This is a genomic window from Clostridium sp. Marseille-P299 (assembly GCF_900078195.1).
Classification (GTDB): domain Bacteria; phylum Bacillota; class Clostridia; order Lachnospirales; family Lachnospiraceae; genus Lachnoclostridium.
In genome coordinates this window covers 74,068-98,465 of sequence record NZ_FJVE01000006.1, presented here as the reverse complement: position 1 = coordinate 98,465, position 24,398 = coordinate 74,068, and the positions used below count along the sequence as shown (strand labels likewise).

Below are 24,398 nucleotides of genomic sequence, written 5' to 3'. Positions count from 1 at the left end.
CTATTCGTATTCATGGAGGACTATTTTATGAATTTAGTTAGCCAGTTTATTGGGAATGAGGAAAGATTTATATCTCCTGATCATAATTCTTTACAGTATACCGGTAGAATTGATTTTGATAACAAGTTAGCACCTATCTTAGTCTATCCTTGCAGTAGCATTGGTCTCAAATTTAAAGGGACTACTTTAAAGCTTATTGTTCAAAATCATCATAGCTGTTGGGATAATTACCTTGGATTTATCTTGGATGGTAAACAAGAAAAAATTTTATTAAAAAATGACGGAATTGAATGTCTAACATTAGCAAAAGGCTTACAAGATAAGGAACATAACTTATTGTTATTTAAAAGAATGGATTCTTGTCATATGATAACATTTCATGGCTTTATTTTAAATGATGATGCCAGAGTACTAAAATTACCAAAATTGCCAGAAAGAAAAATTGAAGTATATGGGGACTCTGTTTCTGCGGGTGAGGTTTCTGAGGCTGTTTCATATACTGGATGCGTGGATCCAGTGCATAATGGTGAATACTCAAATAGCTGGTATTCCTATGCCTGGATGGCTGCAAGAAAGTTAAATGCTAGAATACATAATATAGCCCAAGGAGGCATTGCACTTCGGGAGAAAACGGGTTGGTTTGGAGCACCGAATTATATTGGCATGGAGCAAACCTTTGATAAAATTGAATACCATCCGGATTTAGGTAAGATAAAGAAATGCGATTTTTCAAATTATAGGCCTCATGTAGTAATCATTGCAATCGGTCAAAATGACAGTCATCCAATGGATTACATGAAAGAAGATTATGATTCGACGTTATCAAAAGAGTGGAGAGAACATTATAAACAATTTGTACTTGAAATCAGAAAGCAGTATGAGCAGGCACTTATTATATTAGCAACGACGATTTTATACCACGATTCCGATTGGGATAAATCAATTGCTAGTGTTTGCAAAGATATCAATGATGAAAAAATTGTACATTTTATGTATACGAGAAATGGTAGTGGAACCCCAGGTCATATCCGCATTTCAGAAGCGGATGAGATGTCGGATGAATTAGTTAGGTATATTAATACCTTTGGAGAAGAAATTTGGGAAGATTATTAAAATATTTTAAAGCTTATTTTTTGTTAAAAATGCTGTAAAATAACTCAAATTTTCTAACACCCTCATATGTGTTGGTTTTAATGATTTGTAATAAAAATTTGATTTAAACCAGCGTATATGGGGGTTTTTTAGGTGAATATATAAATTTGCTTTTCTTAATATTTATTCTTTCAATTTTTTTCTTTTAACATCAATAACTTCGTTCTGATAAATTCAACAATAATATCCAATAATATGATGTAGTTTACACAATTGACAATAAAAACCAAAAATGATAATATGTGAATATATTGAAAATACAAGATTAAACCTTAAGAATTTAGTCAATATGAATAAAAATAGATGAAATTTTAACAATAGATGCTATTCGGCAAGTTATACAAGCAATAACAGCAAGCACAAGCAATGTGGATAAAGAGCAAGTACAAGAAATAAAGAAAAATAGACCGAAGGAAATAAGTATAATGAAAAATTAAAGGAATAAAGGGTATAAGGATTAAAGATAAAAAGAATTCAAGCAATAAAGAATGAAAGGAATTATGAATATTGAATATAAATATCTGGTATAAAAATACAACTAAAAATAAATAAATATAAAGGAATTTAAACTAAGGAAATATAAAAGAACAACGCGAAGAAGTGTTATCAAATATATAACCTATACCTTCAATTAAATTTATATATATCAGATTTAGCAATACATGCATAGGTAGGGAGGAATCTGCATTGGGAATATGCGGGCTATCTGAACGTGTGTAAATATTGAGGGGAGATGTGTGGATAATAGTATCTCACATAACATTTAAGGAGGTTAGCATATGCGAAAACACATTCGTAAGAAAGTTACTGCAGCGGTAGCAGTAGTTGCTATTTTATTTAGTTTACTACCTAAAACTCCGCAGTTAGCGGTTTTAGCTGCATCTGAAGATGCTTATCAGCAAAGGTTTCTAGATTTGTGGGGAGATTTACATGATCCTAATAACGGATATTTTAGCGATCAAGGAATCCCTTATCATTCCATTGAAACTTTGATTGTAGAGGCACCAGATTATGGACATGTTACAACGAGTGAAGCCCTAAGTTATTATATGTGGCTTGAAGCTATGTATGGTAAGTTTACAGGTGACTTCTCCGGATTTGAAAAAGCATGGGATGTTACGGAAACATATATGATACCAACGGAAGAGGATCAGCCAAATACAAGTATGAGTAAGTATACTGCCAGTAAGCCAGCTACCTATGCTCCTGAGTGGCAAGATCCAAGTCAATATCCAGCAGTACTTGATTTTACTGCAGCAGTAGGGGTTGATCCAATTAGTAATGATTTAGTCTCTACGTATGGAACAAGTACAATTTATGGAATGCATTGGCTTTTAGATGTAGACAATTGGTATGGTTTTGGTTCTAGGGGAGACGGAACTTCTAAGCCATCTTATATCAATACGTTCCAACGTGGGGAACAAGAGTCTACCTGGGAAACAATACCACAACCTAGCTGGGATGCAATGAATTTTGGTGGTGTAAACGGATTCCTTGATATTTTTACAGGGGATAAAACATATGCGCAACAATTTAAGTATACAAATGCGCCAGATGCAGATGCTAGAGCAGTTCAAGCTACTTATTGGGCCAATCTATGGGCAGCTGAATATGGAGTGAACATTGATACATATGTTGATAAGGCAACTAAAATGGGTGACTATCTAAGATATTCTATGTTTGATAAATATTTTAGGAAAATAGGAAATTCCACAGCTGCTGGCACTGGTTATGATTCAGCTCACTACTTATTGTCTTGGTATTATGCTTGGGGTGGCGGAATTGAATCTGCTTGGGCATGGAAAATCGGAAGTAGTCATAATCACTTTGGTTACCAAAATCCTATGGCAGCTTGGATTTTAGCAAAAGAGGAAGAATTTAAACCGGCATCTCAAAATGGACAAGCCGATTGGGCGAAGAGTCTAGATAGACAGTTAGAATTTTATCAATGGCTTCAATCCTCAGAAGGTGCGATTGCCGGTGGAGCAAGTAACTCTAACAACGGCCGTTATGAGGCTTGGCCAGCAGGTACGTCAACATTTTATGGAATGGGTTATGTAGAAAATCCTGTTTATGCAGATCCAGGAAGTAATACATGGTTTGGTTTCCAAGCATGGTCGATGCAACGTGTTGCGGAACTTTATTATCAAACAGGTGATGTAAGAGCAAAGAATATAATGGATAAATGGGTTGGATGGATTAAAACAGTTGTAGACCTTAATGCAGATGGTACTTTTGCGATACCTAGCAATATCGATTGGAGTGGTCAACCAGATACTTGGACAGGCACTTACACAGGTAATCCAAATTTACATGTAACCGTAACAAGTAAAGGTACCGATCTTGGTATTACAGCTTCTCTAGCTAATACATTATTATATTATAGTAAGGCATCTGGTGATGATTCTGCTAGAGTTCTTGCAAAAGAATTACTTGATCGTATGTGGAATCTTTATAGAGATGATAAAGGCTTATCTGCTCCTGAAGCAAGAGCTGACTATAAGAGATTTTTTGAACAAGAAGTTTATGTACCAAGTACATTTAATGGTACGATGCCAAACGGTGATGCTTTAGTAGCTGGCGTTAACTTCTTAGATATTCGTTCAAAATATCTTGATGATCCAGATTATCAAAAAGTACTTGACGCATACAATGCTGGTACTGCTCCTGAATTTAATTATCATAGATTCTGGGCTCAATGTGATATCGCTATCGCAAACGGACTTTATTCAATTTTGTTTGAAGAACCTTCACAACCAGTAGAAAACGCAGCAATAAATCCTTCAAAAGCTGATTTTGATAAAGCAACGGACAAGCAAGAAGATATTTCTGTAGAGATGACTTTGAATGGATATTCATTAAATGGAATTCTAAATGGAAATACTGCTCTTGTAGATGGAGCGGATTATACAGTAACTGGAAGTACCGTTGTCATATCCAAAGACTATTTTGCATTACAACCAATAGGTAAGGTGCAACTTACTTTTGATTTTAGTGGTGGAATAGACAAAGTACTTACCGTTACTGTAGTGGATACTTCTGTAGTTGAATTAGGTGATATTAAAGTGCAAATGTTTAATGGAAACACCGCTTCTTCTACAAATGGCATAGCACCACGAATCAAATTATACAATAATGGTGATACCATTGTAAAGCTTTCAGATGTTAAATTAAGGTATTATTATACAATAGATGGAGAAATAGAACAAAATTTCTGGTGTGATTGGTCGACAATTGGAAGTAGCAACGTTACTGGGAAATTCGTGAAGATGGATAACGCTAAAACGGGTGCGGATTATTATCTGGAAGTTGGATTTGCCAATGGTGCAGGAAATCTAGAAGTAGGACAATCCATAGAAGTTCAAGTACGTTTCTCAAAGAGCAACTGGACAAATTACACACAAACAGGAGATTATTCGTTTAACTCAACGAATAACAACTATGTCGATTGGGCGAAAATCACAGGATATTTAGGTGATAAACTTGAATGGGGTATGGAACCTCAATAAATTATTAAAGTAAACAGTCACTGAAAAGAAGTGATAGTTACTATGGGGTTATTTGCTTAATATCGTATGGTCTGTCTCAAAGTAGCTTTTAATAATTTCCTGCTATTTCGTTGGATAATGAGCTTTTGAGTAACATTTTAGTTACAACAAAATAGATGTAAAAAATTAAGTGGAACTAATTTGAGACAGCCATATAAAAAGATAATTGAGTCTTGTGTTTTATATTGGCATTATTGGATGCCAGAAAGGAAAATTTATGAAAAAGATTTTAAGTTTATTGTTAGTACTTAGCGTTATAGTTTCATTATTTCCTGGAAAGATAGCAAAGGCTGAGACAAATTATAATTATGGAGAAGCTTTACAAAAAGCAATTATGTTTTATGAATTTCAACGTTCTGGAGTATTACCAGAGGATCAAAGAGACAATTGGCGAGGTGATTCAGGAATAACAGATGGGTCTGATGTTGGTCTTGATTTAACGGGTGGTTGGTATGATGCGGGAGATCATGTAAAATTTAATCTTCCTATGGCTTATTCATCCGCAATGCTTGCTTGGGCAGTCTATGAAGAAGAGGCTGTTTTTGAAGAGAGTGATCAGATTGATTATATTTTAGATGCTATCAAATGGGTAAGTGATTATCTGATTAAATGCCATCCAGAACCAAATGTATTCTATTACCAAGTTGGTGATGGAAACTTAGATCATTCTTGGTGGGGACCAGCAGAAGTTATGCAAATGAAGAGACCTTCTTATAAAGTAGACTTAGCAAATCCAGGCTCTTCTGTTGTTGGCGAGGCAGCAGCAGCGCTTGCAGTTACTGGTTTGATATTTAAAGATAGGGACCCTGCGTATGCAGCAACTTGCATAAAGCATGCAAAAGAATTATATGCATTTGCAGAAACAACTAAGAGTGACAAAGGATATACAGCTGCAAATGGTTTTTATACTTCATATAGCGGATTTTATGATGAACTATCTTGGGCAGGTGCTTGGTTATATCTTGCAACTGAGGATAATACATTTTTAACAAAAGCAGAAACTTACGTGTCAAATTGGGGAACAGAACCACAATCTTCAACCCTTGCTTATAAATGGGGGCACAGTTGGGATGATGTTCATTATGGTGCAGCAGTACTTCTTGCAAGAATAACCAATAAAGAAATATATAAAACTAATGTTGAAATGCATCTGGATTATTGGACGACTGGTTACAATGGAAATCGTATTTCTTACACACCAAAGGGACTTGCTTGGTTAGATTCTTGGGGCGCACTACGTTATGCCACAACAACAGCATTTTTAGCAGGAGTCTATGCTGATTGGTCAGGCTGTAGTGCAGCTAAGGCAGATACGTATCGTACGTTTGCAAAACAACAAGTAGATTATGCACTTGGAAGTACAGGTAGAAGTTATGTTGTAGGTTACGGTACCAATTCACCAGAACATCCTCATCATAGAACAGCACATAGTTCTTGGACGGATAGTCAGTCTCAACCGGCAAATCATAGACATACAATTTATGGTGCTTTGGTAGGTGGACCTGGCAAAGATGATAGTTATACCGATGATATTGGCAATTATGTAAACAATGAAATCGCTTGTGATTACAACGCTGGATTCATTGGTGCATTAGCTAAACAATATAAAACATATGGTGGAACACCAATTGCTAATTTTACTGCAATGGAAGAAGTAACAAACGATGAATTTTTCGTAGAAGCAGGAATTAATGCATCTGGTCCTAACTTTGTTGAAATTAAAGCATATCTTAACAATCGTTCTGGTTGGCCAGCAAAAGTAGGAGATAAGTTATCCTTTAATTATTTTATCGATATAACAGAAGCCATTAAGTTAGGTTATACAAAGGATAATTTTACTGTTACAACAAATTATAATGCGGGAGCAGTAGTTTCAAAATTATTACCATGGGATGAAGCAAATAACATATATTATGTAAATGTTGATTTTACTGGAACAAAAATTTATCCAGGTGGTCAATCAGCATATCGTAAAGAAATTCAATTTCGAATTGCGGGACCACAAAATACAACGTTTTGGGATAGTTCCAATGATTATTCCTATGCTGATTTAAAAGGTGTTACATCAGGTGCAACAGTTAAGACAAGTTACATCCCTGTTTATGATGCTGGTGCTTTAGTATATGGTTTTGAACCTGGTAATGTAGCTACGAATTCTAAAATTACACCTACTACAGCAAGCTTTGATAAATATACAAGCAATCAGGCAGATATTCCAGTTACAGTTACTTTAAATGGTAACGTGTTTAATGGTATTAAGAATGGAACAACTACTTTGGTAGCTGGTACAGATTATATCATTTCAGGAAATACAGTTACAATTTCAAAGAGTTACTTAGCAAAACAAAGTACTGGTACTACAAAACTAACATTTGATTTTAGTGCTGGAGCTGATCCAGTATTAACAATTACAATAACAGATTCAACACCAAGTGCATCTATTTCTTTAACTGCTGCCGAGTTTGATAAAGGGGCTACGAATCCAGAAGATATAGTTGTAATACTCACTTTAAATGATCACTCATTCGTTGCAATTAAAAATGGTTCTAATACATTAACTCAAGGAGTTGATTATACTGTTTCAGGTAATACGGTTACGATATTAAATTCTTACTTAGCAAATCAAGCGATTGGTAAGGTTAACTTAATCTTTCAATTTAGTGCTGGTAATGATGCTACACTTACAGTTACAGTGAAAGATTCATCAATTGTTGTTTCAGGAGATATAAAGATACAAATGTTTAATGGTAACACGAGTGCAACTACAAATGGAATTGCACCTAGAATTAAACTTTCTAATACTGGTACTTCTGCAATTGCATTATCGGATGTTGTGCTTAGATATTATTACACGATTGATGGTGAGAAAGTACAGAATTTCTGGTGTGATTGGTCTAGCGCAGGGAGTTCTAATGTAACTGGTAAATTTGTGAAATTAGATCTTGCAAAAACAGATGCAGACTATTATTTAGAAATAGGATTTACCTCTGGTGCTGGTACATTAGCAGCAGGTGGAAGTATTGAGGTTCAAGTTAGATTTTCCAAAGCAGATTGGACTAATTATACGCAAACGGAAGATTATTCATTTAGTTCCACAAATTCTTCATACGTAGATTGGGAAAAGATGACTGGATATGTAGGTGGGAATTTAGCATGGGGAGTTGAACCTTAGTTATGAAATGAAATGTTTTGAGGGGGTATTATTAATAGTAGTAATTAAAAAATTCTAGCTAAGTAAAAGGGACTGTTATAAATATTGCCGTATATGTTTTTGTAAATGGAGCATATGCATAATATTTAGTATTACAGTCCCTTTTTACGTAAAAATCAAAGGTAAATTGCATTTTGTGACAAGTAATTTATGTAAGTGCTTTCACAATGAAACAATAAGTAATAAAAAAATTTAAAATCTCTTGTAATTTGTAAAACAAAATATTTGTACAAAAGCACCAAAATAAAATAATTAATAGGTATAATATAGGCATAATATCCCATGGAATGATTTGTAATATGAGAGTATATTAAAAAATGCATAATTAAGTATTAAAATGTAAGCGCTTATATGACATTCCACATAAAAATAATTACTTAATTATGAAAAAATAATTTATAAGGAGATTTTTTTATGAGGGCTACAAAAGAAGGGTTAAAAAAAGTTGTTGCTTTATTATTGGCAACCTCAACGGTATTTTATTCGCAAGTGAATGTAAATGCAGCAAGTAACGTAACAACGAGAAGTACAAATGAGATCATATTAAATGAATCGGGGGGATGGCTTGAATCAGCATATGTGGAATGGACACCAATATCTACGGCTAGTGGGTATAACGTATATTATAAAGCAGCAGATGCTTCAAACGCTGAATTTAAGCAACTTGATAATGATCTAATAAGACAATATTCAACCTATTGTAGAGCAGATGTTTTAGGGTTGGAAAAAGGAAATTACATAATTAAAGTAGTTCCGATTATCAATAACAGCGAAGCTACGTCATTTGCTATTTCGGAAACGATTTCAGTAGCTGAACAGGTACGTGAAGGTTTTGCATTTGCAAAGCAATCTCCAATGGGAACAGGTTCTGGTGGATATAATGATGATGGAACAGTTCCAAGCAATGCACAAATTATTTATGTAACTGCAGATACTGTAAATACAGTACAATTAGATGTTATTACAAATTCTAAGGGTAGCACAACAACTGCTACTGGCCTTGCAAACATTTTAACATTGAGACAAAAAGGATATGATAAGACACCACTTATTATCCGAATCATTGGTAAAATTGATGGAAGCGATATTACTGGACTTAATAGTAACGGATATCTTCAGGTAAAAGGTTGCTATAATGTAACGATTGAAGGTGTTGGTGAAGATGCAACTGCATATGGTTGGGGAATGTTATTAAGAGATGCTCATAATGTTGAGGTGAGAAATCTTGGTTTTATGCTTTTCCCAGATGACGGAATTTCTTTGGATACGAACAATGAAAATATATGGGTACATAATAATGATATTTTATACGGAGCTGCTGGTAGTGATGCTGACCAAGTAAAAGGAGATGGCTCTTGTGATGTAAAGGGATTTTCTAATTATGTTACAGTTTCCTATAACCACTTCTTTGATTCTGGAAAATCATCCTTATGTGGTATGAGTGACAGTAAAGAGTTTTTTGTAACGTATCATCACAATTGGTTTGATCATTCCGATTCACGCCATCCACGTATTCGTGTAGGTACCATCCACATTTATAATAATTATTTTGATGGTAATTCGAAATACGGTGTTGGTGTGACGAAAGGTTCTTCTGCATTTGTAGAAGCAAACTATTTTAGAAATTGTAAATATCCAATGCTTAGCTCACTTCAAGGTACTGATATTTATGGTGGAAGTACTGGTACTTTCTCTGGTGAAGCTGGCGGAATGATCAAAGCTTACAATAATAAGATTGAAGGTGCAACAAGACTTGTCTATGCGCAGGAAGATGCAACTCAATTTGATGCATATCTTGCTACCTCAAGAAATGAAAAAGTAACAGATACTTATAAAACTGTTAGTGGTGGAACTACATACAATAATTTTGATACAAATGCTTCTGTGATCTATGACTATACTCCAGATGCTCCAGAAAATGTAGAAGCAGAAGTAACAGCTTACGCTGGAAGAATGAATGGTGGAGATTTTAGTTGGACCTTTAATAATGCAGTGGATGATACATCTTCTGCTGTTAATGCAGAACTTATGAGTGCAATTAAAAGTTACACCTCTGATTTAAAATCCGTAGGTGGAAATTCAATCGTTGTTAGTCCAGAGGTAACTCCAACGGTAGCACCAACAGTAGCACCTACCGTAACAGTAGCACCTACTGCAACTCCAGAACCAACGACTGCGCCAACAGTAACCGTAGCTCCAACGGTCGCGCCTACCGTAACAGTAGCACCAACGAAGGCACCTGAAGTTACTGAAACTCCAGTAGTTTCCCAATCTGCAGGAGCAAAAACGAATCTATATGATATTGCGGATTCTGAATTTACGAATGTGCTATATGTTTCTCCATCCGGAACTTCTACAGCAACCGGTACTTATGATAGTCCATTGGATTTAGAAACAGCAATTGCAAATGCTTCTACCCTTGATGGTGTAGCTATTATCTTAAAAGAAGGTACTTATGTATTTGATCATCAGATTACAATAAGTGCAGATAATTCAGGTACAGCAAGTGCCTATAAAGTTTTAAAGGCAAGCAAAGGTGCAAAAGTAACGTTAGATTTTTCATCCCAAGCATATTCAAATGATACTTCACTTAATGCAAGAGGTATACAATTAAATGCGAACTATTGGTATGTTGGCGGAATTACAATTTATGGCGCTGCAGATAATGGTATGATGTTATCTGGAAGTCATAATATTATAGAAAATTGTGTATTTGATTCCAATAGAGATACAGGATTACAAATTAGTAGATCAAGTTCTTCTGTAACAGATTTTAATGATTGGCCAAGTTATAATACAATTTTAAACTGTACTTCTAAAAATAATTGCGATCCTGCTACTTATGAAAATGCAGATGGATTTGCTGCAAAATTAACTTGTGGTGAAGGCAATGTTTTTGATGGATGTTTATCTTACAACAACAGTGATGATGGTTGGGATTTATTCGCAAAAACAGAAACAGGACCAATTGGTGTTGTTACAATAAAGAATAGTATTGCTATGAGAAATGGTGTTACTGAAAATGGAACTACAAACGCAAATTGTGATGGAAACGGATTTAAACTTGGTGGTTCTGGTGTTGGAACTCCACATATAGTTATTAATTGTATTGCTATTGAAAACTTACACCATGGTTTTACAGATAATAATAATCCAAGTGCGATTAAGGTTATCAATGCTACTGCTTTTAATAATAATTTAGGCGGTTCTAAAAATAATTTCAGCTTATATCGTTGTAGCAATGCATATGTAGCAAATGCAATTTCTTACACAACAAATAATACGTCAGATAAATATGTTAATTTAAGTGGAGAGTATCTTGTTTTATACAATAGTAGTAAATGGTATCAGGTTACTTCCTTACAGGTTATGAATACCGGTTCTTCTTCCTCAAGAGGCGAAGTAATATCTACTGGTACTACAGCAGGTGATTTTATCGATGTTACGATTCCTACAGTAGGAACAGATTTCCATAAACTATGGAGAAATGCAGATGGAACTATTAATACTAATGGTGTAGCAATTGTTTCTTCTTCCAGTCAATTTGGAACATTTTCAACAGACGGTGGAGTAATCGGAGCAAGATTTTCCTCTGATAATAAAACTGAAAATATTGTTGTAAGTGTGTTATCTGGTGGAAATAGTGATAACAACGGTGGAGAAACCGGTGGTGGAGAAACTGGCGGTGGAGAGACCGGTGGTGGAGAAACCGGTGGCGGAGAAATCGGCGGTGGAGAAACTGGTGGTACTGAAACTTTCGTTTATGAACACAACTTTACTACAGATGCACTTGTTAGCGATTTCTATACATTGAAAGGTAGTTTATCAACATCAAAAGGAACTGTTACTTATAAGGATTTAACATTAACTACTTGTTTGAAAATGGAATCTGCAACAAATATTTCATTTACAACAACTTCCGATGCTACTTTAAAGCTAGTATTTAATACTGGATGTAATCTTAAAATAGCGATTGATGGAACAGATTATGCAATTAGTAATGGTATCTTAGAAGTTGATTTATCAGCAGGTACACATTCGATTACAAAGAAAGATACAAATGTGAATCTATATTATATTTCTTTAAATAATAAATAATAATCGGATTATAAATTTGTCTAGATCTTCGTAAATATAGTAAATAATGGGTCAGGTTGTTTTAGACAATCTGGCTCATTTGTATTTATGGAACTAGATAATGGATGTTCTTTACTATAAGTTTCACCTTTTATAAAGATTTTCATAAGATATTGTATGAATTTGAATATGAAAGGAATCATGACCTTGTATAAAGATGAAATTTATGAAAAATATAATCAAACGAATGACTTGATACTTCAGCAGTTATTCCCACCACCTCCAGGTCAAAGACCAGGCCCTCCAGGCCCGCCACCACCACCTCCAGGTCAAAGACCAGGCCCTCCAGGTCCACCGCCTCCAGGTGCAATGCAGCCATTGACGGCGCCACCAAATTTTACTCCTGAAATGCCATCTCAATTTGGCGGACCACAAGAAAGAGGACAGTTTATTGGTGGTGAACCTACCTTATTTCATCAAGGTGGAATAAGAAGATGTCTTCATCGCTTTGCATATATGTGGCTAATTGGCGGTGATAATTTCTGGTTTTACCCTACTTTCGTAGGTAGAAATCATGTAGAAGGATTCCGCTGGAGAAGAAATCGTTGGGTATTTGAACGAATTAATATAAGAAGAATCCTATTCTTCCGTTGCTTTTAAATAGAGTTAATAAGGGACTTTCTAGAATAATTTTTCTTTGTATGTATTTTATTACTATCATACAAGTAAAATATTCTGTAAAAGTCCCTAATTATTTAATAAATATAATATGGCAGGATTTAAGCCAGTTGTTAACCTTATCTAGCCATGGCAGAATATACTATGACTTCCATTCACCTGCTTTTATCGATTGGAACATAATTAAAAAAGCAACGTACAAAATGCAGATTACAATGCAAGTAAGTAAGATAAGAATCAAGTTGCTTATCTGAGTTTTTTCAAGTAAAAAGCAATAGAGTTGATAGAAAAAAGAAGAGGTGCATCCAATAACAACTGCTGGTTTTAGTAAGGAATTCATAGCATCAAATGGGAAGTAAACGGTTTTGTAAATAAATACTGTGTCAAGTGCTGCTGATAAAAGTTGACTTATTAAAAGGCTAATCAAATAGCCTGTAATACCTTGCTTTGGAATAAGAATTACCATCAGTAAAATTCGAATGGATAACGCTAAAATTGAATTAATAAAGTTTAAATGGGTTTTACCTAGTCCATTTAAGATACTTCCCATAGTAGTACCTACATATAGGAATGGACATAGCCAAGATAAAATTACTAAATAAGTTCCAGCAGCAGGTTGATTAAATACGGCGATACCAAGAGGATTTCCAAAGAATATGAAAATCCCTGTACTAAAAATTCCAAGCATTAAACTGTACTTTATTGAAACACTGATTGTATGTGCAATCATTTTATTATTATTTTTTGCATTTGCCTCAGAAATAGTTGGCAATAATAAAACAGATAGTGAATTTGTTATTGTAGAAGGAAATAGTAAAAAAGGTATTGTCATACCAGTTAAAATACCATATAAACTCAAAGCTTCCACATTGGATAGCCCGTGCTTTTTTAATAAACTAGGTATTAGGATAGATTCAAAGCTATGTAAAAGGCTAATTAGTAAACGATTTATCGTTAAAGGAAAGCTAATTCCTGAGAGTTCTTTTAGATGTTTTTTAGTGTTCTTGTCTGTTAAAGTACTCTTAGAATTCATTAAAAAATCTTTTTTGTTTGGTTTTACGACAATTAGTGATATAATATTATATATATTAGAAGCTATTTCTCCAATGACAAGACCAAAAACAGCTAGCTCACAGGTCGCTTTAATACTACCATTACCCAGTTTGTATGCGAGATAATATACTACACCTACACGTATGATTTGTTCTAACAATTGAGTGGTAGCAGGGATACCAGCTCGCTTTAATCCGTAATAGTAGCCATTAATACAAGCAGTTATACCGCAAAAGGGGAAAACAATAGCAAGAATTCGTAAGGAAGAGGCGCTTTTTGCTTCAAGGAGTATTCTAGTAGCTATAAAATCACTGTTTTTAAATACTAGAATACCAAGTATAGTAGCAATACTAAAAGATAATAAAATACCGACCTTTAGTATTTTTTTCGCTCCTTTTAAATTACAATGACCAACTTCTTCAGCTACTAATTTTGAGATACCTGTTTGTATTCCTGAAGCATAAATGGTAAAACAAATACCGTAGATTGGAAATACAAGTTGATATACCCCTAAGAGCTCTGCACCTAGTGCATTTGAAAGGAAGATTTTATAAAAGAAGCCAATAATACGGGTGATTAGGCCTGCAATGGTCAAAATGATTGTACCCTTAATAATCGTATTTTTGCTCATACGTGGACTCCTTATTGAATTGAATATTATTAATATATATTCCATTGATAATCCATACATGATTACTGATTTTCTGAATGCTTGGACATAAAAGAATTTTATTGCTCAAGGGATTGACAAATAAAATCAATAGGATTACAATGCTTATATCCTAGTAATCCACTAGGAAATGATTTTTTGTAGCATAATTAGTTTTATTACGTAATATATGTAAATAATAAAATATGGATAATTATTGGATTAACTATGTTTCGTAGCATTTAAAAGTAAGAAAAATGATATGAAATACAAAGATTACGTTTGGTTTGATTGACAAATCAATAAAAAAGCCATAATATGTTTCGAGAGCCTTTTGGTCTTGGAACCAGAATATTACAATACAATAAACTTGCATAAAATCATAAAACAATTTATGATAAAAGAATACTCTATTTTTAAAATACAGGAATTAACACTATTTTCTGTATTTTAAAAAATGCTCTGCTAAGGGTGCGCACTCGTGCAAAATAAATGTGACTAAAGCGACTGCGCTCTTTAGTCGTAATTAATGACGGGTATGTGGGTACATATCCTTCGTTTTAGAGAACTTAAAATATATGAAAGGCATAGGTGCTTCAATGAATAAAACAATTTATTTGGATAATGCAGCGACTACTCAAACAAAAGTAGAAGTAGTGGAAGCAATGCTTCCATATTTTAATGAAAAATTTGGAAATCCATCAAGCATATATGATTTTGCAGCTCAAAATAAAACAGCTGTTACAGACGCAAGAGATACAATAGCAAAAGCGATTGGATGCAACACGAATGAAATCTTTTTCACTGCTGGTGGTACAGAAGCAGATAACTGGGCAATCAAGGGTGTAGCTGAAAGCTATAAAAATAAGGGCAATCATATTATTACATCTAAAATAGAACATCATGCAGTTTTGCATACTTGTGAATACTTAGAGAAGAATGGATATGAGGTGACATACCTTAATGTTGATGAGAATGGCCTTGTAAAACTAGATGAATTAAAGGCAGCGATTCGTCCAACTACGATTTTGATTTCTATTATGTTTGCAAATAATGAGATTGGTACGATTCAACCAATCAAAGAAATTGGTCAAATTGCAAAAGAAAATGGTATCTTATTCCACACAGATGCTGTTCAAGCGTTTGGACAACTTCCAATTGATGTGCAAGAATTAAATATTGATATGTTAAGTGCAAGTGGTCACAAAATTAATGGACCAAAGGGCATTGGATTCCTTTATATTAAAAATGGAACTAAGATTCGTTCTTTCATCCATGGTGGAGCACAGGAAAGAAAACGTAGAGCTGGAACAGAAAACGTACCAGGTATTGTAGGCCTTGGTAAAGCAACTGAAATTGCCTGTCGTGATATGGAAGAAAAGACAAGAAAAGAAATTGAATTAAGAGATTACTTAATTGATCGAACATTAAAAGAAATTCCATATACTAGATTAAACGGTCATAGAAGAAACCGTCTACCAAACAATGCAAACTTTAGTTTTCAATTTATTGAAGGTGAATCATTACTAATCATGCTTGATATGAAAGGTATTTGTGGTTCTAGTGGTTCTGCTTGTACATCAGGCTCCCTTGACCCATCTCATGTATTATTAGCAATTGGCTTACCACACGAGATTGCACATGGTTCATTAAGATTAACACTTAGTGAGAATACAACAAAAGAAGAAATCGATTATACCATTGATTGTATGAAGGAAATCGTTGCAAAATTAAGAGATATGTCTCCATTATACGAAGATTTTATGAAGAAAAATAAAAAATAGATTTATTTTATTGAAGCGACTGGAGGAATAAATATGTACAGTGAAAAGGTTATGGATCACTTTCAAAACCCAAGAAACATGGGAGAAATAGAAAATGCAAGTGGTGTAGGTACAGTAGGTAATGCTAAATGTGGAGACATTATGAGAATGTACCTTGATATTGATGATAATGGAATCATTAATGAAGTAAAGTTTAAGACATTCGGATGTGGCGCTGCAGTTGCAACAAGCAGTATGGCAACTGAGTTAGTAAAGGGTCTTACAATTGAAGAAGCTCTTAAGGTTACTAACAAAGCAGTTATGGAGGCACTTGATGGATTGCCAGCAGCTAAGGTACACTGTTCTTTATTAGCTGAAGAAGCAATTCACGCAGCTCTTTGGGATTATGCTGAAAAGAAAGGTATCAAAATTGAAGGCCTTCAAAAACCTAAGAACGATATTCATGAAGATGATCCAGAGGAAGAAGAAGAATTTTAGTTTTGCTCATTTCTTGGAAAGGAAAATTTGAATGAAAAAAGTTGTAGTAGGCATGTCTGGTGGAGTAGATTCCTCAGTTGCTGCTTATCTTTTAAAAAAAGCAGGATATGATGTCATAGGTGTTACTATGCAGATCTGGCAGGATCAAGAAGAGGTAGTACTTGAAGAAAGCGGCGGTTGCTGTGGACTTAGTGCAGTAGACGATGCAAGACGTGTTGCCAATGCATTAGATATTCCTTATTATGTTATGAATTTCAAGCAAGAATTTCAAACGAATGTAATAGATTATTTCGTAGAAGAGTATCTTCAAGGAAAAACTCCAAATCCTTGTATAGCCTGCAATAGATATGTAAAATGGGAATCTCTTTTAACTAGATCTTTAAGTATCGGAGCGGATTATATTGCAACTGGTCATTACGCAAGAGTGGTAAAGCTTGATAATGGTAGATATGCTCTTAAAAAATCAGCAACTGCAGCAAAGGACCAGACTTATGCATTATATAACTTAACACAAGAGCAATTGTCAAAGACCTTAATGCCTGTTGGTGAATATACAAAAGACCAAATACGAGCAATCGCAGAGGAAATTGGTTTAATGGTTGCTAACAAGCCAGATAGTCAAGAAATCTGTTTTATTCCAGATCATGACTATGCTAGCTTTATTAGTGAGCAAACAAATAAACCAATTAAAGAAGGTAATTTTGTTGATACTTCTGGTAAGATTTTAGGAAAACATAAGGGTATTATTCATTATACCGTTGGTCAGAGAAAAGGACTTGGTATCGCTCTTGGAAAACCAGCATTCGTTGTTGAAATACGTCCAGAAACCAATGAAGTTGTTATTGGAACCAATGATGAAGTGTTTACAAATACTTTGTATGCTAATAACTTAAATCATATGGCAGTGGAAACATTTGAAGATGGTTTAGAGGTTATAGCTAAGATTCGCTATAATCATGAAGGAGCAAAATGCCGCCTTACAATGGTTGGAGATGACATTGTAAGATGTGATTTTATAGAGCCACAACGTGCGGTAACACCAGGACAAGCAGTAGTTTTTTATGATGGTGATATTGTAGTTGGTGGTGGAACTATCATTCGCGAAAGCGAAGTGCAATCCTAAGATTTTAGGTGCCTCAGTTTATAATTATACGCATTAAATTTTCAAACTTATGTAGACATTAGATTACATAAGAGAAAATTTAATGCTTTTTTTATTTATAGAATATAAAAGAATATATGTTTTGTATAAAAAAACGCTTAGCTAAGGATGCACATGAAGTGCTAAGGTAATTAGTTAATTTCATGATGGCGTGTCAACAGGGAAATGTAGTACGCACATTCTTTCTCTTTGGAATGAATTATTAAGAATAATGGAATATTTCGACTTATCACTAGACAATACTTCAATCACTAGGTATAATATGAAAGAATAACGTTAATCGGATAAATAAGGAGTATATAAATGCAAGATATTATTATTGAGATAATGAATCAGTTTGGCTACTTTGGAATTTTATTTTTAATTGCAGTTGAGAATGTATTTCCACCGATTCCTTCAGAAGTTATATTAACCTTTGGTGGATTTATGACAACCTATTCTACGATGCAACCAGTTATCGTTGTAATAGTTTCAACGATTGGTTCATTGCTTGGTGCTATTATTTTATACGGTGTTGGTCGTATTTTATCTCCAGAAAGAATGAAAAAAATCTTAGATGGTAAAATTGGACAAGTTCTTCATTTTAAAAGTGAAGATGTTGAGAAATCAGTGAATTGGTTTCAGAAAAAAGGAAAGATAACAGTATTATTTTGTAGATGTATTCCTATTGTTCGTAGTTTGATTTCCATTCCAGCTGGTATGGCTAAGATGAATTTAGGATTATTTTTCTTATTTACAACTATCGGTAGTCTTGTATGGAATACTATATTAGTGTATCTTGGTGTTGTTGCGGGTGCTTCTTGGGAGAGAATTGCTGGCTATGTTGATACATATGCAAGCGTTACTCTAGTTGTTCTTGTAGTTGTATTCCTTATTGCAGCTGCAATATTTTATAAAACTAGATTTAAAAAAAATAAAGATAAATAATTTTTAGGGACTGTCATTTGACAGTTCCTTTTTTTAAGTGCAAGACTAATAATGTCAATATACCCTTGCAAACACGAATTCACCTTTTCATTTTACGAAAACGTTAAACTATGTGCTTGGCTTGAATACAGGTGTTGTGGATGATCTTAGCTTACTGATTGCGCCCGTTGCTGAAGGTGAAAACAACACAGTAACTCTATTTGAAAAATCAAGCAATTTATCAAAAAATATTCCCGTAGAGTTTAAACTTAAAGATATCAGAAAAACAAATGGCGATGGAGTTTGGTTACGATATTTGGTAAAAAAATAAATCTAGAATAAGAAAACACCCTATTAATCAATGATAAATAGGGTGTTTGACTTTTAATATCAATTTTAATACTAAGATAACTTGATAAACGCAGGCTTTTGATCCTTAAATACCGTATAATAGCGGTATCCAATGGACTCTAGTAAGTCTTTTACGACAGGGAAATCGTACGCAATATGCTCAGGCTTATGAGCATCGGAACCAATGGTTAAAATCTCTCCACCAAGTTCTTTATATCGTTTTAGAATTTCCACTTTTGGATGAGGAAATCCTAATTGATATTTAAGTCCAGCAGAATTGCATTCAATTCCTTTACCATGTTCTAATAAAGATTTTAAAGCCATATCAATCAAATCAGAGTATTCATTGTATTGATAGTCTTTATGTTCTACTGGAAGATAGCGAATAATATAATCAAGGTGTCCATATACCTGAAATGTATCGTAAAAAGAGCTATTGTGAATAATGGACGAAAAGTAATCAGTAATCCCTTCTTTTATGGTTTTTCCTTCCCAATATTCCTTATAGTAGGGATCTTTTTTTTCTAAAACATGAGTTGAACCAATAAGAAAGTCATAGGAGATTTCCTGTGTTATATTCTCATAGTAAGTTTTTACTGCTGATTTAATATCGGGTTCATTCCTTAGTCCAAGTTCAGCACCTATTAATATCTCAATATCATCTCGATACAATTCTTTTAATTGTAATAATTCTAATTGTCGCTCTTTTGGGTTAAATATAAAGTCATTCTCGATTTCAGAAGGATATAAATAATCCAGGTGATCTGTAAAACAAAGTGTTTTTAGTCCGCGAGAAATCGCCATTTTAACCATGTCCTCTGGTTTGCTTTTGGAATCAGAAGAGAAGTAACAGTGACAATGATAGTCAGCTAAAATCATAAGTTAGATTCCTTTCTTTTGCATTGAAAATTGAATCGAGTATCAAAATGATATAAACATCAAAACGATGTACGTATTCTGACACTCGAATCAAAAATAATTATATTATCTATTCACTTATTAATGTTAAAGAACTTATATCAGGGCTAGCAATTAGAGAATAGTTGGTATAATAAACAACAAACCCTGGTTTTGCACCACTTGGTTTCTTGATATGTTTACGTTCCACATAATCAATCTCAACTTTTTCCCCATCTCTACCTTTGGAATAATAAGCTGCTAAACTTCCAGCTTCTTCAAAAACGCGATCTGGTAATTCATCTCCACCTGATTTTACAATAACATGAGAGCCAGGAATTCCTTTTGCGTGGAACCACCAATCTCCGCCATTTGCAAAATTAAAGGTAAGTTCATCATTTTGAAAATTATTTTTTCCAACATAGATGTGATAACCATCGGAGGAAAGATAATGGAATGGTTTGCTAGTTATTTTAGGTTTCTTATTTTGTTTCTTATTTCCTGGACCTTTGCCTGCAGTAAAATGGCGTTTTACATAACCAAATTGTATTAATTCTTCTTTTAATTCAACTAGATCTTCTTCTTGCAGCGCAATATCAAAGGAAGTTTTGATAGATTCTAAGTGTTCTAATTCTTCCTTCGTCTCTACGATAAATTTTGTGATAGCTTCATAAGTACGCTTTAATTTATTATATTTTTCAAAATATTGTTTTGCATTTTCAAGGGCTGTAAGTTCTGGGTCAAGAGGAATATCAATTTCTTCATTAGTGTAATAATTTAAAACTCGAATTGATTTCGCACCAGGTTCAGCGGAATAACCATAAGTTGTAAGAAGTTCACCGTACACCTTATACTTGTCCCTTTTTTCAGTATCTTTTAATTGTTTTTGTTGTAAATCATATTTCTTACTACTACGTTCAATAGCATTTGTTACAATTTTACGAAGATCAGCAGATTTTTGGCGAATCCTTGTAATGGTATTTTTCTTAGAAAAATAATGTTCTAGTAATGTTGAAATAGAATCGTAAGCCTCTGCTGATATACCTTCTACACCTTCATAACAAGTAAGTGTAAGGCTTGAAAATTCAATTGGTTCACCATTTTTATACACAATATTAGGTGCATAATCGTGCGAGCTAACTAACTCCATAACTCGTAAAAAATTATTATACAAATGAAGTTTAATATCTTCTGTCAATATTGCAGTTGGCTGCTCCCCGTCAATAGAAGCACGATGACATATTTCGTTCGCGAGAAGAGGACTAATCCCTGTTAAACTTTGATATAGTGCCTTTGTAATACTAATTGGTTTTGATAGTACCGATTCCATAAATTCTTCTTTAGTAATTGTCATTGGATTAAATTTTTCCATGGTTTTTGGAATGAAATATTCTCTACCAGGAAGTACTTCACGTACAGAGCTAACAAAACCAGAAATATGCTTAATGCTATCTACAATTTTAAATTCTTGATCGCAAAAAATAATATTACTATGCTTACCCATGATTTCAACAATTAAATATTTTTTGCACAGATCACCCATCTCATCAAGATGTTCAATTTCAATTTGTACGATTCTCTCAAACTCTGGCTGAGTAATTGAAATAATCCTTGCACTGTTTAAATGCTTACGAAGCAACATACAAAAATTAGGTGCATTCATAGGATTAGGCTTGCTATTTTCTGTTAAATAAATAAGAGGCAAACCAGCAGAGGCTGAAATAAACAGCTTAAATTGGTCGTAATTTTTTATTGTTAAAATTAATTCATCCTTTTCAGGTTGACTAATTTTAACGATTCTTCCACCTACTAATTTCTCGGTTAATTCATGTATCATATTTGAAATGACAAATCCATCAAGTGCCATATATTTTCCTAACCTTTCTATCTTTCTAGCTAATAATTCAGATTATTATAACATAAAACAAAATCAATGAAAAGGTTTCGATTATCACCAAAGAGTGTCGAATGAAATAATTTTCGTTTGATTTTTGCAAATTTCCAGTGAAATTATAGAATATTTATAATCATTTGTTTGACAATATCCTTAAGAATACATATAATTAATGTCAGGATTAAAGGCAGTACCGCGCAAGAAAGTGGAGGGTGATTATGAAATTTTTGGATAAAATGGAGCGGAAGTTTGGTAGATATGCCATATCAAATTTAATGCAGTATATCATAGCTGTGTATATATTGGGTGCAGTAATTTATCTAATAAATCCGTATTTTTATTTGACGTACCTCTCACTTGATATTTCTAAGGTGCTAGAAGGACAGATTTGGAGACTTGTAACGTTCCTTATCGCGCCACAGAGAATTGATATCTTTCTATTGATTAGCTTATATCTATATTATATGATTGGTACTTCATTAGAAAGAGCGTGGGGAGCGTTTCGATTTAATTTGTATTTTTTAAGTGGTATTTTGTTACAAATTGTTGCAGCGATAATTATTTATTTTGGAACAGGCAGAGTTTTGGGGAATTCACTAGACTTAATTAACCAAACATTGTTCTTTGCATTTGCAACAGTTTATCCAAATATGCAAATGCTGCTATTCTTTATTGTTCCAATAAAGATAAAGTATCTTGCTTGGATATATGCGGCTTTATTTGCATATGACGTGATTAGTATGATAATTGCAGGAAATTGGCTTTATGCATTAGCAGTTGTTGTAGCAGTAGCAAACTTTTTAATTTTCTACTTTGCAACAAGAAATTATCGTAAAATATCTCCAAAAGAATTCAAAAGAAAAGCGAATTATAAACGTCAGGTACGCAATGCTTACAATCCGGATAATGTAGTCCAATTTCGTGGCAAAACCACAATAACGAGACATAAATGCTCGGTTTGTGGTAGAACAGAACTTGATGATGAAAATCTAGAATTTAGATTCTGTTCGAAATGCGATGGTAACTATGAGTACTGTATGGATCATTTATACACCCATGAACATGTGCATCATAACCATCAAGAAAAGGAAAGTTAAAGAGAGGATTTTTTAAGATGCAGAAAAAAACGAAAATTGTTTGTACCTTGGGACCATCAACGTCTTCTGAAGAAATGATTAAAGAATTGATGTTAAATGGAATGGATGTTGCTAGACTTAATTTTTCACATGGAACACATGAGGCTCATGGTGAAATGATTCGTAAGATCAAAAAGGTTAGAGAAGAAGTAGGACTTCCTATTGCTATTCTTTTAGATACAAAGGGACCGGAGATAAGAACTGGCTTAGCTGAGAATAACGAAGAATATAGCCTTGAAAAGGGACAAGATGTTATAGTTACAACAAAAGATGTAGAATGTAATAGCAAAGTAATTAGTGTTACTTATAAGGACCTACCAAACGATGTAAGTGTAGGTGGAACAATACTTATTGCAGATGGTCTAATTGAATTAAAAATCAAAGAAGTTGGTGAAACAGACGTTGTCTGTGAAGTTGTAAACGGTGGAGAATTAAGCAGCCGTAAAGGAGTTAATATACCAAACACTAAGTTAAATCTTCCAGCAATTACTGAGCAAGATAGAGCAGATATTATTTTTGGTATTAATCAAGGTGTTGATTTTATTGCGGCTTCCTTTGTGCGTAACGCAGCTGCAATTCGTGAAATAAGAGACATCATTAAAGATTGTAATTCTGATATAGCAATCATCGCAAAAATTGAAAATATGGAAGGTATTGAAAACCTTGATGAAATTATAGAAGAAGCAGACGGTATCATGGTTGCTCGTGGTGATTTAGGTGTAGAGGTAGATGCAGAAACATTACCATACATCCAAAAGACTATGATTCAAAAATGTAATGCAGCATTTAAACCAGTTATTACTGCAACTCAGATGTTGGATTCTATGATTCGTAACCCAAGACCAACACGTGCAGAAGTAACAGACGTAGCAAATGCTATCTATGATGGAACAGATGCAATTATGTTATCCGGTGAAACAGCAGCTGGTAAATACCCAATCGAAGCAGTTCGCTTAATGTCTAAGATTGCGGTAGAAACAGAAGGACATTACGTACAGTTTAGAAAATATGATGAAGCAAGTTTAAGCAGCAAGAGTGATAACTTATCATCCGCAATTAGCTATTCTGCAGTAGCAACTGCAGAGAGACTTGATGCAAAATTAATCATTGCTTCTAGCTTTTCTGGATACACAGCACGTTTGGTTTCTAAATATAAACCAAGCGCTAACATAGTAGGCTTATCTCCACTTGATCGTACATTACGTAAAATGCAGTTATATCGTGGAGTTCAACCATTAAAAACAAAAGAAGTAAATTCAACAGATCATTTACTTTCAGATGCAATCTCAACTGTTACAGAAGCTGGCTTAGTAAACTCAGGAGATGTTGTTATTTTAACAGCTGGCGTGCCTGCAGGAATGTCTAGTGTAACAAATATGATTAAAGCTGTAGAAATCGATTAATCATATGAAATAAAGGAGAC

The 24,398-nt window shown here is 33.9% G+C and carries 15 protein-coding genes and 2 pseudogenes; 14 read left to right on the top strand and 3 right to left on the bottom strand.

Annotated elements, in window-relative coordinates; genetic code table 11:
- Positions 1–27: 27 nt before the first annotated feature.
- The 7 genes and pseudogenes from BN4220_RS04470 (at position 28) to BN4220_RS04450 (ending at position 12,648) form a co-directional block, all read left to right on the top strand.
- Positions 28–1,113: a GDSL-type esterase/lipase family protein gene (locus BN4220_RS04470; protein ID WP_066714163.1), complete on the top strand. Its 1,086-nt coding sequence runs from the start codon at positions 28–30 to the stop codon at positions 1,111–1,113.
- Positions 1,114–1,931: 818 nt separating this feature from the next.
- Positions 1,932–4,163, top strand: a pseudogene (locus BN4220_RS04465) (glycoside hydrolase family 48 protein); the annotation flags it as partial.
- 60 nt (positions 4,164–4,223) lie between these two features.
- Complete coding sequence (locus tag BN4220_RS20670) at positions 4,224–4,661, top strand: cellulose binding domain-containing protein (RefSeq protein ID WP_242867759.1); 438 nt, start codon at positions 4,224–4,226, stop codon at positions 4,659–4,661.
- Between the two features lie 256 nt (positions 4,662–4,917).
- Positions 4,918–6,837, top strand: a pseudogene (locus tag BN4220_RS20420) (glycoside hydrolase family 9 protein); the annotation flags it as partial.
- A gap of 24 nt (positions 6,838–6,861) precedes the next feature.
- The gene (locus BN4220_RS20415) at positions 6,862–7,872 is read left to right on the top strand and encodes a X2-like carbohydrate binding domain-containing protein (RefSeq protein WP_242867758.1); all 1,011 of its coding nucleotides are present in this window, start codon (positions 6,862–6,864) and stop codon (positions 7,870–7,872) included.
- Positions 7,873–8,325: 453 nt separating this feature from the next.
- A complete protein-coding gene (locus BN4220_RS19705) occupies positions 8,326–12,009 on the top strand; it encodes a pectate lyase family protein (RefSeq protein ID WP_082812106.1) in 3,684 nt (1,227 codons plus the stop codon).
- Positions 12,010–12,165: 156 nt separating this feature from the next.
- Entirely contained in the window at positions 12,166–12,648 is a 483-nt protein-coding gene (locus BN4220_RS04450; RefSeq protein WP_197467889.1) for a hypothetical protein, read from the top strand.
- A 160-nt stretch (positions 12,649–12,808) separates the two neighbouring features.
- On the opposite strand, the gene BN4220_RS04445 is transcribed toward BN4220_RS04450, so the two are convergent.
- The gene (locus BN4220_RS04445; RefSeq protein WP_066714156.1) at positions 12,809–14,350 is read right to left on the bottom strand and encodes a putative polysaccharide biosynthesis protein; all 1,542 of its coding nucleotides are present in this window, start codon (positions 14,348–14,350) and stop codon (positions 12,809–12,811) included.
- Between the two features lie 617 nt (positions 14,351–14,967).
- Here BN4220_RS04445 and nifS point away from each other — a divergent pair.
- The 5 genes from nifS (at position 14,968) to BN4220_RS19985 (ending at position 19,028) form a co-directional block, all read left to right on the top strand.
- Complete coding sequence (gene nifS / locus BN4220_RS04440) at positions 14,968–16,152, top strand: cysteine desulfurase NifS (RefSeq protein ID WP_066715418.1); 1,185 nt, start codon at positions 14,968–14,970, stop codon at positions 16,150–16,152.
- 33 nt (positions 16,153–16,185) lie between these two features.
- Entirely contained in the window at positions 16,186–16,629 is a 444-nt protein-coding gene (gene nifU, locus BN4220_RS04435; RefSeq protein WP_066714154.1) for a Fe-S cluster assembly scaffold protein NifU, read from the top strand.
- Positions 16,630–16,660: 31 nt separating this feature from the next.
- On the top strand, positions 16,661–17,752 hold the full coding sequence (mnmA, locus tag BN4220_RS04430) for a tRNA 2-thiouridine(34) synthase MnmA (protein WP_066714149.1): 1,092 nt from the start codon (positions 16,661–16,663) through the stop codon (positions 17,750–17,752).
- A 342-nt stretch (positions 17,753–18,094) separates the two neighbouring features.
- On the top strand, positions 18,095–18,718 hold the full coding sequence (locus BN4220_RS04425; protein WP_066714147.1) for a DedA family protein: 624 nt from the start codon (positions 18,095–18,097) through the stop codon (positions 18,716–18,718).
- 121 nt (positions 18,719–18,839) lie between these two features.
- Positions 18,840–19,028, top strand: coding sequence for a hypothetical protein (locus tag BN4220_RS19985; RefSeq protein ID WP_148401689.1), 189 nt, complete (start codon positions 18,840–18,842; stop codon positions 19,026–19,028).
- A gap of 71 nt (positions 19,029–19,099) precedes the next feature.
- On the opposite strand, the gene BN4220_RS04420 is transcribed toward BN4220_RS19985, so the two are convergent.
- Positions 19,100–19,927: a histidinol-phosphatase HisJ family protein gene (locus BN4220_RS04420; protein WP_066714145.1), complete on the bottom strand. Its 828-nt coding sequence runs from the start codon at positions 19,925–19,927 to the stop codon at positions 19,100–19,102.
- Positions 19,928–20,036: 109 nt separating this feature from the next.
- On the bottom strand, positions 20,037–21,812 hold the full coding sequence (locus BN4220_RS04415) for an Rqc2 family fibronectin-binding protein (RefSeq protein ID WP_066714142.1): 1,776 nt from the start codon (positions 21,810–21,812) through the stop codon (positions 20,037–20,039).
- Between the two features lie 245 nt (positions 21,813–22,057).
- Here BN4220_RS04415 and BN4220_RS04410 point away from each other — a divergent pair, with 245 nt between their 5' ends.
- Positions 22,058–22,936 (top strand): hypothetical protein, encoded by an 879-nt coding sequence (locus BN4220_RS04410; protein WP_066714139.1) that lies wholly within the window; start codon positions 22,058–22,060, stop codon positions 22,934–22,936.
- Between the two features lie 17 nt (positions 22,937–22,953).
- Positions 22,954–24,378 carry a pyruvate kinase gene (gene pyk / locus BN4220_RS04405; protein ID WP_066714136.1) on the top strand — a complete coding sequence of 475 codons (1,425 nt, stop codon included), beginning with the start codon at positions 22,954–22,956 and terminating at the stop codon, positions 24,376–24,378.
- Positions 24,379–24,398 lie beyond the last annotated feature (20 nt).

What these genes read in the sequence shown, in the direction of transcription:
- BN4220_RS04415 (WP_066714142.1), bottom strand. Translation starts at nt 21,812, where the DNA reads ATGGCACTTGATGGATTTGTCATTTCAAATATGATACATGAATTAACC.
- mnmA (WP_066714149.1), top strand. Translation starts at nt 16,661, where the DNA reads ATGAAAAAAGTTGTAGTAGGCATGTCTGGTGGAGTAGATTCCTCAGTT.
- BN4220_RS04470 (WP_066714163.1), top strand. Translation starts at nt 28, where the DNA reads ATGAATTTAGTTAGCCAGTTTATTGGGAATGAGGAAAGATTTATATCT.
- BN4220_RS04410 (WP_066714139.1), top strand. Translation starts at nt 22,058, where the DNA reads ATGAAATTTTTGGATAAAATGGAGCGGAAGTTTGGTAGATATGCCATA.
- BN4220_RS04425 (WP_066714147.1), top strand. Translation starts at nt 18,095, where the DNA reads ATGCAAGATATTATTATTGAGATAATGAATCAGTTTGGCTACTTTGGA.
- BN4220_RS19705 (WP_082812106.1), top strand. Translation starts at nt 8,326, where the DNA reads ATGAGGGCTACAAAAGAAGGGTTAAAAAAAGTTGTTGCTTTATTATTG.
- nifS (WP_066715418.1), top strand. Translation starts at nt 14,968, where the DNA reads ATGAATAAAACAATTTATTTGGATAATGCAGCGACTACTCAAACAAAA.
- pyk (WP_066714136.1), top strand. Translation starts at nt 22,954, where the DNA reads ATGCAGAAAAAAACGAAAATTGTTTGTACCTTGGGACCATCAACGTCT.
- BN4220_RS20670 (WP_242867759.1), top strand. Translation starts at nt 4,224, where the DNA reads ATGTTTAATGGAAACACCGCTTCTTCTACAAATGGCATAGCACCACGA.
- BN4220_RS04450 (WP_197467889.1), top strand. Translation starts at nt 12,166, where the DNA reads ATGAATTTGAATATGAAAGGAATCATGACCTTGTATAAAGATGAAATT.
- nifU (WP_066714154.1), top strand. Translation starts at nt 16,186, where the DNA reads ATGTACAGTGAAAAGGTTATGGATCACTTTCAAAACCCAAGAAACATG.
- BN4220_RS04445 (WP_066714156.1), bottom strand. Translation starts at nt 14,350, where the DNA reads ATGAGCAAAAATACGATTATTAAGGGTACAATCATTTTGACCATTGCA.
- BN4220_RS04420 (WP_066714145.1), bottom strand. Translation starts at nt 19,927, where the DNA reads ATGATTTTAGCTGACTATCATTGTCACTGTTACTTCTCTTCTGATTCC.